This window comes from Duganella guangzhouensis (genome assembly GCF_009674535.1).
Taxonomy (GTDB): Bacteria; Pseudomonadota; Gammaproteobacteria; order Burkholderiales; family Burkholderiaceae_D; genus Rugamonas; species Rugamonas guangzhouensis.
On the sequence record NZ_WKJK01000083.1, the window covers coordinates 1 to 255 of the forward strand.

The window sequence follows — 255 nt, forward strand, 5'->3', positions numbered from 1 at the left end:
CCGCACGCATTCCGGCGCCCGAAGGTCTGCAGATCTTGCACACCGATCTCCTCGATGTGTCGCATCACAGCGCCGCCAATCCTGGCATCGCGCTGCATGGCGCCGCGCTGGCCTATATCATCTACACCTCGGGATCGACCGGCAAGCCGAAAGGCATCGGCATCAACCATGCCACGCTGGCGGAACACAGCCAGGTCGCGCAAGGCTACTTCGGCCTGACGCGCAGCGACCGCATGCTGCAATTCTCGACCATCA

General features: G+C 63.1%; 1 protein-coding gene. It reads left to right on the top strand.

Annotated elements, in window-relative coordinates:
- The coding region (locus tag GJ699_RS34050) for an AMP-binding protein (RefSeq protein WP_154383815.1) at positions 1-255 on the top strand (255 nt) is incomplete at both ends.